7 protein-coding genes are annotated in these 9,289 nt (G+C 63.6%); all 7 read left to right on the plus strand.

Annotated elements, in window-relative coordinates; genetic code table 11:
• Positions 1-138 precede the first annotated feature (138 nt).
• Positions 139-1,896 (plus strand): arginine--tRNA ligase, encoded by a 1,758-nt coding sequence (argS, locus tag ENZ74_RS11785; RefSeq protein ID WP_063168120.1) that lies wholly within the window; start codon positions 139-141, stop codon positions 1,894-1,896.
• A gap of 103 nt (positions 1,897-1,999) precedes the next feature.
• Complete coding sequence (locus ENZ74_RS11790) at positions 2,000-5,326, plus strand: SPOR domain-containing protein (RefSeq protein WP_063168119.1); 3,327 nt, start codon at positions 2,000-2,002, stop codon at positions 5,324-5,326.
• A gap of 132 nt (positions 5,327-5,458) precedes the next feature.
• On the plus strand, positions 5,459-6,478 hold the full coding sequence (nagZ, locus tag ENZ74_RS11795) for a beta-N-acetylhexosaminidase (RefSeq protein ID WP_013531292.1): 1,020 nt from the start codon (positions 5,459-5,461) through the stop codon (positions 6,476-6,478).
• Between the two features lie 61 nt (positions 6,479-6,539).
• A complete protein-coding gene (locus tag ENZ74_RS11800; protein WP_013531293.1) occupies positions 6,540-7,340 on the plus strand; it encodes a ScpA family protein in 801 nt (266 codons plus the stop codon).
• On the plus strand, positions 7,337-8,104 hold the full coding sequence (scpB, locus tag ENZ74_RS11805; protein WP_027160430.1) for an SMC-Scp complex subunit ScpB: 768 nt from the start codon (positions 7,337-7,339) through the stop codon (positions 8,102-8,104). Before ENZ74_RS11800 ends, scpB begins: the two co-directional genes overlap by 4 nt.
• A 170-nt stretch (positions 8,105-8,274) precedes the next feature.
• Entirely contained in the window at positions 8,275-8,496 is a 222-nt protein-coding gene (locus ENZ74_RS11810; protein ID WP_013531295.1) for a twin-arginine translocase TatA/TatE family subunit, read from the plus strand.
• A gap of 30 nt (positions 8,497-8,526) precedes the next feature.
• Positions 8,527-9,289, plus strand: a 763-nt coding sequence (tatB, locus tag ENZ74_RS11815; protein ID WP_127312782.1) for a Sec-independent protein translocase protein TatB, incomplete at its 3' end; no start/stop codon positions are given.

Genomic DNA, 9,289 nt, shown 5'->3' on the forward strand with positions numbered 1-9,289 from the left:
ACCGACACCTACGCGCTCAAGGAACACCGGCGTTTGTTTGACCATACGCCTGAATTGGGCTAGGGCGGGCTCGATTTTGCCGGCCAACGAGCCGGATTCGCTGCAAAGCCGCCAGAGCCAGACCCCAGAGTCACACAAATGAACATCTTCGCCGATTTCACCGCGCGAATCATAAAAGCCGTCGAAGCGCTTGATCTGAAAGACAAAGACGGCATTTCGCCTGACCTGTCGCGCATTGCCGTTGAGCCGCCGCGCGACGCCAGCCATGGCGACCTGGCGACCAATGCGGCAATGGTGCTGGCCAAGCCGACCGGCCAGAACCCGCGCGCGCTGGCCGAAAGACTGGCGCAGGCGCTGCGCGACGACAAGGATGTCGCGGCAACAGAGGTGGCCGGCCCCGGTTTCGTCAATCTCAGGCTGAAGGACGGCTTCTGGCAGACACATCTGACCGCACTGCTCGGCGAGGGCCGCAACTATGGCCGCTCGATGGTTGGCGGCGGCAGGAAGACCAATGTCGAATATGTCTCGGCCAATCCGACCGGACCGATGCATGTCGGCCATTGCCGGGGTGCTGTCGTCGGCGATGCACTTGCCAATCTGATGGCCTTCGCCGGTTACGACGTGACCAAAGAATACGTCATCAACGACGCCGGCTCGCAGATCGACGTGCTCGGCCGTTCCGCATTCCTGCGTTACCGCGAAGCGCTGGGTGACGACATCGGCGAGATTCCGAGCGGGCTTTATCCGGGTGATTACCTGGTGCCAGTTGGTCAGGCGCTGGTCGCGGAATTCGGCCGCTCGCTGCTGCAGATGCCCGATGACGAGGCGCTCGCCATCGTCAAGGATCGCACCATCGATGCGATGATGGCGATGATCCGCGAGGACCTGGCGATGCTCAACGTGCATCACGACGTGTTCTTCTCCGAGCGCACGCTGCACGCCGACAATGCCAGGAAGATCCGATCCGCGATCAACGATCTGACGCTGAAGGGCCATATCTACAAGGGCAAGCTGCCGCCGCCCAAGGGCGAGAAACCCGACGATTGGGAGGACCGCGAGCAGACGCTGTTCCGCTCGACCGCGGTCGGCGACGACATGGACCGGGCGCTGGTCAAGTCGGACGGCTCATTCACCTATTTCGCCGCCGACGTTGCCTATCTCAAGGACAAGGTCGATCGCGGCTTCGTCGACCTGATCTATGTGCTCGGCGCCGACCATGGCGGCTACGTCAAGCGGCTGGAAGCCCTGGCGCGGGCGATTGCCGGCGAAGAGGTCAAGCTCACCGTGCTGCTTTGCAATCTGGTCAAGCTGTTTCGCGAGGGCGAACCGGTGCGTATGTCGAAGCGGTCGGGCGATTTCGTGACGCTGCGCGAAGTGGTGGAGGAGGTGGGCCGCGACGCGATCCGCTTCATGATGCTCTATCGCAAGAACGATGCGCCGCTGGATTTCGATTTCGCCAAGGTGACCGAGCAGTCCAAGGACAATCCGGTGTTCTATGTCCAGTACGCCTCGGCGCGCTGTCATTCGGTGTTCCGGCAGGCGAGCGAGCAACTGGGCGAAGCCAATTTCGACCGCAACAGCCTGGCGTCCGCCGCGGCATTGCTGACCGACGAGGGCGAGATCGGCCTGATCCGCAAGCTTGCCGAATACCCGCGGCTGATCGAGTCCGCCGCCCTTGCGCTCGAGCCGCATCGGCTGGCATTTTACCTCTATGATCTGGCTTCCAGCTTCCACGGGCACTGGAACCGTGGCACGGATAATCCGGACTTACGTTTTGTTAAGGTTAACGACCGACAATTGACGCATGCCAGACTAGGGCTGGTGCAGGCTGTTTCGGACGTTTTGACGTCCGGCCTGACGTTGATCGGGGCCGCCGCGCCCACTGAAATGCGTTAGGTTTGACTAAATAACCTGTCACCTTTTGCCCACATTGCGCTGGTAAGGGCCAACCCTACGCGACGTCCATGGCGTCCGAATGAGTGCGAGTTCGGGAACAATAATGGCAGACAGAACCCAGCTGAGAGTAGCCGACAACAACGACATCGCTGAGGATGATCCGTTCGCGGAACTGACCAGGATCATGGGATTCGACCCGCGCCAGCCGGTCAGGCCGCAATCGCCCGCCCAGCCGCAGGCCCCAGCCGCCGATCACGGGCTCGAAGAGGGCGATTTCGATATCGATCTCGAGAAAGAAATGATGGGCGAGTTCGGCGCTGACGACAGCGACGCCGCTCCGGTTGTTCAGGCTCATGAGCCGACTTTCGTGCATGAGCCGGCATTCGAAGCGGCTGACGCCAGCGCGATGGACGACGAGCTTTCGGTGTCGCTCGACGACGATTTCGAACTGGACATGGCTGAGATCGACGACCACGTCGCCGGCGCCAGCCATGCGGTCGCCGCTGAAGCCGTGCCGTCCGTCGAGCCCGCTTTCGCGTCCGACATTGGCGATGCCGTCGCCGGTTCGCTCGAGGACGTGTCCCCCTTCGAGGACGATCAGTCGATGGCGGACGAGCTTGCCGCCTCGCTCGACCAGGACCTTCGGATCGATGAGGAAGCCGAAGAGGCCCTGTACAGCGTTGCCGATACGCCCGCTTCTGTCGAGCCGGTTGCCTCCGATGACGAATTCGACGATGCGGTGGCAATGTCGCTTGAAGACGAGCTGATGCTCGACGACCATTCGGCGGCGGAACAGTCATTCATGGCCGCCGATCCCGTCGAGCATGCCATGCCGGAGCAGGCGGCGGCGCTTGACGGCCAGGCAATCTCCGACGAGAGCTTTGCTGGCCTCGACGATGCCATGGCCGATGTCGACATGGATTTCGACGTTCGCGCGGATGAGCCGATCGCCTTCGACGAGCCGGAAGCGCATGAAGTGCTTGCCGATGCTGCGGACTCAACAAGCGAGATTTCCAACCCTGAAGGCCTGTCGGACGATGCCTTCGACCTGAACTTTGAAGATTCGTTCGCCGAAACGGTCGAAGAGCCGGTCGCCGAAGTTGCTGCCGCTACGATCCAGCCGGCGGCGCCAGAAGCCAATGTCGCGCCGGCGGTGCACGCCCCGATTGCGGACGAACGGAGCCTGGAAGACGAGTTGAATGCGCTGCTGGGCGCCATGACTTCCCGCACGGCGCCGGTGGCCAGCGAGCCTGTCACGGCTCAGCCGGCTGTCGCTGCCCCGCCGCCTGTTGCCCAGCCTGCCGAGGAACCGGCCGACCTTGTCGGCGACCTCGACTGGGATCTTGACGAAACCACGCCTGAGCAGAATCGACATGTTGGCACGGCCCAAGCGGCCGACGCGGATATTGACGATCTTATGCTTGATGAACTCCAGGATCCGGACTCGGACACCATTGGCGATGTCGATTTCGACGATGATGCGTTGGACGCGGCTTTGGCCCAGGGCCTTGATCCGCGTGATGAAGCCGCTCCCCGGGACAATTCGGCGGATTCTTTCGATTGGCTTGCGGAGCGTTCCCAACCGACAGAGCCGACGCGTTCGTGGAGCCGCGTGACGCCGGTTCCGCAGCAGCCGTCATTCAGCACGCAGCCTACGTTTAGCGCTCAGCCGGCCGCTTCGGTGGCATCATCCATGGCCGCAGCGCCGGCAGTCGCCGCCATGACGTCCTATGGTTCGTCCGAGCCGGTCGAAACCTTGGCTCCCGCTGCCCCAGTATCGGCGCCGCAATCGCGCCAGCCGGCGCGTTACGAAGACATGCCCGATGTCGAGACGGTCGATGTGCCCGAGCGTGTCGTGGCGCTGGCGGACGATCTCGATATCCCCGAACTGCACTTCGAGGAAGACCAGCCGGCGTCGCCTGGCTATGACGATCTCGATGCCGAGTTCTCCAGCCTTCTCTCCGAGATGAACGCGGTGGAGGTGACTGCCGCCCCAGCAAGCAACGCGGCCGGCGCGTCTTACGATGATGGCTCCTATGCCGCGGGCTTCAAGCCGGGCTATGACAGCCTCAAGCCGGGCTATGACGGGGTCAAGCCGGGCTATGAGCCGGAAGCGCGAACCTATGCGGCGCGGCCGATGGAAATGTCTGCCCGCGCGGCGCCGCCCACGGGTTATGCCGACGCCTCGGGCTACGACCTCGACAACCTGCCGGGGAGCCAGCCGGCTTCCCAAGCCGATGATTTCACCGTCGATGAACTCGACTACGATCCCGAACTCGACGAGGAGATGGCTGTTCCGGGTCTCGGCGAGCGTGAGGCCGCAAGGCCGTCGCGCGGACGCGGCCTGTTCATCGCCGCGATTGTCGGCGCGGTCGCGGTCGCGGGCGGTCTCGGTGCCTTTGCGCTGTCCTTTGGCGGCAAGGGCGGCAGCGAAGCGCCCGTCATCGTCAAGGCCGACAACGCGCCGATCAAGGTCAAGCCGGAGAATCCGGGCGGTGCCGTGGTGCCGAACCAGGACAACAAGGTCTACGACGCGGTCAGGGGCGCCAAGCCCGCCGAGCCGGTCCAGGAAAAGCTGGTCACCAACACCGAAGAGCCGGTGGACGTGCAGGCGAAGGACCCGGCCCGCGCCATCGATCTTTCGCCGGACCAGAATGCAGCCGGCGCTGGAACCGATGTCGGCAACGCCGCGCCGATGGCCGGCGCTGCTTTGGCCGACAATACGGCGCCAGCTCCCAAGTCCGAGGACCGCATCGCGCAGGTGCTGCAGGATGCAGACAAGGGCACAAATGCCGATGTCGTCGCCATTGCACCGCGCAAGGTGAGGACCATGGTGGTCAAGTCGGACGGTTCGCTGGTGCCGCGTGAAGATCCGGCGGCACCCGCCGCTCCGCAAGTGGCCGCTACCGAGCCGGTCGATCCGGCGCCGCAGCATGTCGCCCCGGCGGCGCAAGCCGATGCCGACCAGACCGGTACCGTGGCGCCTGCCGCCGCCCAGGCGGACGACGAGCCGGCCCTCAAGCCGGTGGCCAAGCCAAAGGCCGAGGCCAAGGCCCAATCGGCCAACACGCCGGCAAAGGTTCCGCTAGCGCCGCAGCGTCCGTCCGACCAGCCGGTCGATGTCGTCGGCGAGGTCAAGCCCGATCAGGTTGCGTCCATCGATCCGGCATCGACCGCGGCAGGCGGTGGCTCGTGGTCGATGCAGATCGCCTCGCAGCCGACCGTCGAAAGCGCCCAGTCCAGTTATCAGGATCTGCAGCGCCGCTATGGCAGCGTGCTTGCCGGGCGTACCGCCAACATCGTCAAGGCCGAGATCGCCGGCAAAGGCACGTTCTACCGCGTGCGCGTTCCGGCCCAGTCACGCAATGACGCGATCAATTTGTGCACCAGCTACAAGGCCGCCGGCGGCAACTGCTTCGTCTCGCGCTAAAGCCGGAGCCAACCGATTGAAAGCCGGCGCGGTCACCGCGCCGGCTTTTTTCATGGGGAAAGCAGATCCGGCGTTGCCGTGGATGAATCCCTGGCGATTCCCTTTGATCGCACAAAGCCCTAAACTGCCGACATGACCGAATCAAAATCCATGATCCTCGGCTGCGCCGGGAAATCGCTCACCCGCGAAGAAATCAATTTCTATCGCAATGAATGCCCGTGGGCCTTCATCCTGTTTGCGCGCAACATCGGCGAGACCGAACAGATCCGCGATCTGGTCGCCGAGATGCGAGACTGCATAGGGCGTCCGGACGCGCTGGTGTTCATCGATCAGGAAGGCGGCCGTGTGCAGCGCTTGCGGCCGCCGCTGGCGCCGAATTATCCCGCCGGCGGCGCGCTGGGCGCGCTGTGGCGCGACGATCATGATGCCGGCGCCCGCGCGGCCTGGCTGATGGCGCGGCTGCATGCTTTCGACCTGTTACGCTACGGCATCACAGCCGATTGCCTGCCGGTGCTCGACGTGCCGATCGAAGGCGCCAGCGATGTCATCGGCGCGCGTGCCTACGGCAAGGACCCGCGACCCGTGATCGAGCTCGGCCGCGCAGCCGCGGAAGGGCTGATATCGGGCGGCGTGCTGCCGGTCATGAAGCATATTCCGGGCCATGGACGTGCCTTTGCCGACACGCATTTTGAACTGCCAGTGGTCAATGCCTCGCTCAGTGATCTGCAGCGGCATGATTTCGCCCCGTTCAAGGAGCTTAGCCATCTGCCGATGGCGATGACTGCGCATGTCGTCTACAGCGCGATCGACCCGAACAATCCGGCGACCACCTCCGGCAAGGTCATCGACGAGATCATCCGGCGCGAAATCGGCTTCGACGGACTGCTGATGAGCGACGACACATCGATGAAGGCACTTTCTGGGGATTTCCCGACAAAGGCGGCCTCGATCCTTGCGGCGGGCTGCGATCTGGTCCTTCACTGCAACGGCGTTTTCGAGGAGATGGCCGGCATCGCATCGCGCACCACGGGGCTTGAGGGCACGTCGCTGGAGCGCGCCAAGCGGGCGCTGACCTATATAAAGGACCGTGACACGGTCGAAGAAACCGAAATACGCGCCGAATTCGCCACCTACTTCGATGCGGTGGCATAGCAAGGGAAAGTGACAGGCAGTGGCGGAGACATTGGAAAGCAAGGCCGCGAAGGCCGCACCGATGGACCGTCTGTGGGCCGAAAATGACGATTCACGCGTCACCGGCGACCCGTCGCTGGTCGTCGACGTGGCCGGCTTCGAAGGTCCGCTCGATCTTCTGCTGCATCTTGCCCGCACCCAGAAAGTCGATCTGGCGCGCATTTCGATCCTGGCGCTGGTCGAGCAATATCTGACCTTTGTCGAGACGGCGAGGGCGCTCAGGCTGGAGCTTGCCGCCGACTATCTGGTGATGGCGGCATGGCTGGCCTTCCTCAAGTCCAAGCTCCTGATCCCCAAGCAGCCAGGCGACGAGGGCGAAAGCGGCGAGGAACTGGCGGCGGTGCTGCAGTTCCGACTGAAGCGGCTGGAAGCCATGCGCGACGCCTCGGCGCGTCTGGTCAACCGCAACCGGCTCGGCCGCGACGTGTTCGCGCGCGGCATGCCGGAAATGGTCATCATCGAAAAGCGCAACGCCTATTCTGCCTCGCTCTACGATCTCTTGACCGCCTATGCCCAGCAGCGCCAGAAGCAGGCGATCAACAATGTGACCATCGCCAGGCGCGGTGTCTGGTCGCTCAAGGACGCGCGCGACATCCTGACCCGCCTTGTGGGAGCCGTGAGCGACTGGACGACGATGGAAAGTTTTCTGATCGCGTACATGACCAGTCCCGAGGAGCGGCGCACGGCGATCGCGAGCTCGTTCGCTGCCACGCTGGAACTGGTGCGCGAAGGCAAGATGGATGTGCGGCAGGATCAGACGTTCGCGCCGATCTACCTGCGCGGCCGAACGCAGACAATCAAGGCAGTCGAGGTGGCATCATGAGCGAACGCGCCAACGCTTCGGTTGTCCCGTTCAAGATCGGCGATGAACCCGACGAGGGCCCGCTTTCCCAGGATCCGGCCGAGCAGCAGCTACAAAACCCGGCCGAGCGACTGCATCTGGCCGAGGCTGTGCGCATGGCCGAGGCGATCGTGTTCGCCAGCGCCGAACCCGTCAGCGAAAAGCAGCTTGCGGCACGCCTGCCGGACGGCATCAACATCGCCCTGGCCATGGCCGAGCTGCAGCAGATCTATGCGCGGCGCGGCGTCAATCTGGTGCGTGTCGGCGATGCCTGGGCGTTCCGCACCGCCGGCGACCTGGCTTTCCTGATGAGCAGGGATACCGTCCAGCAAAGGAAGCTCTCCCGCGCGGCTCTCGAAGTGCTGGCGATCATTGCCTATCACCAGCCGGTGACGCGTGCCGAGATCGAGGACATCCGCGGTGTCGAAACCTCGAAAGGCACGCTCGACACGCTGCTGGAAACGGAATGGGTGCGCATGCGCGGCCGGCGAAAGACACCCGGACGCCCGGTCACCTACGGCACGACGGAGACCTTCCTCGATCATTTCGCGCTGGAAGAGATCCGCGATCTGCCCGGCATGGAGGAACTGAAGGGGGCCGGCCTGCTTTCGGGCCGCATGCCGTCGAATTTCTCCATTCCGCAGCCGCCGGCCGATCCCGATGCATTGACCGACGACGAGGATGCGCTCACCGATATCGATCTCGAGGAACTCGGCCTGCTGACGCCGCGCGTCACGGAAGATTGACTGGCATTGGCGGCCGATCTGTCGAGGATGCGCGGATTCGTAGCGGGGCCGCCGCGTCGAAAATGCGTGACATCCGCCACCCTTTCATAAACTCTGTCGCAGTTGTGTTTGAATCCCAACGCGAAAACGCATAGATCATCGCCAGGGAAAACATTCGAGAGAGATTTGCTATGGGTTCATTTTCGATTTGGCACTGGATGATCGTGCTGGTGATCGTGCTTTTGGTGTTCGGCCGCGGCAAGATTCCCGAGCTGATGGGCGACATGGCCAAGGGCATCAAGAGCTTCAAGAAGGGCATGGCCGACGACGACGTTGCCGAAGACAAGCGCACCGTCGAACATCGTGCCGACGAGACCGTTGCGGCCGCGAAGGAAAAGGCCAGCAAGAGCTGAGCCCAAAGGTTCTAGTCGGAACAGAGTGTCATGTTTGAAGTCGGCTGGACCGAAATGCTGGTCATCGCGATCGTCATGATCGTGGTCGTCGGGCCCAAGGATTTGCCCAATATGCTGCGCACCTTCGGCCGCACGACGGCGAAGCTGCGCGCCATGGCATCCGATTTCCAGAAACAGTTCAACGAGGCGCTGAAGGAAGCCGAGCTCGACGACGTCAAGAAGTCCGTCGACGAGCTCAGGGGCATGAGCCCGATGGCCGAGATCAGGAAGCAGCTCAATCCGTTCGAACAGGCCGCGGCCGACGTTCGCTCCGGCGTCGACGCGGCGATGAAGCCGAAGCCGGCAGCCGATCCGGCAACGCCAGCCGCTTCGACCCCGCAGGCGGCCGAGCCGCTGAAGAACGGTGCAACGACCATGCCCGGCGTCAACGGACCGGAAGCAGCGCCGGCAGCGCCGATTTTCCCGGCGATGACCGACGAATCGGTGGTGACGTCATCAGTGCCGACGACACCCGTCGTGGCGCCGAAGGCGTCCACGGCGAAGAAGGCAGCCAAGCCTGCACCGTCAAGGGCGACGCCGGCTATAAAGGCTTCGGCAAATGGCGCTAAAGCTCCTGCAAAAACGGTCACCGCTAAGGCCACGCCTGCGCCCAAGGTGCCAGCGAAGCCGGTGACGGCGGCAATGCCTGAAACGCCCAGGGCCAAGACGCCCGCTGCGGCCAAGGTGATCGCGTCCAAGACCGTAGCGACCAAGACGGGGGCGAAAATCGAACCGAAACCTGCTGCGGCCAAGA

The sequence above is a fragment of the Mesorhizobium sp. M7A.F.Ca.CA.002.15.2.1 genome (genome assembly GCF_003998715.1).
Taxonomy (GTDB): domain Bacteria; phylum Pseudomonadota; class Alphaproteobacteria; order Rhizobiales; family Rhizobiaceae; genus Mesorhizobium; species Mesorhizobium ciceri.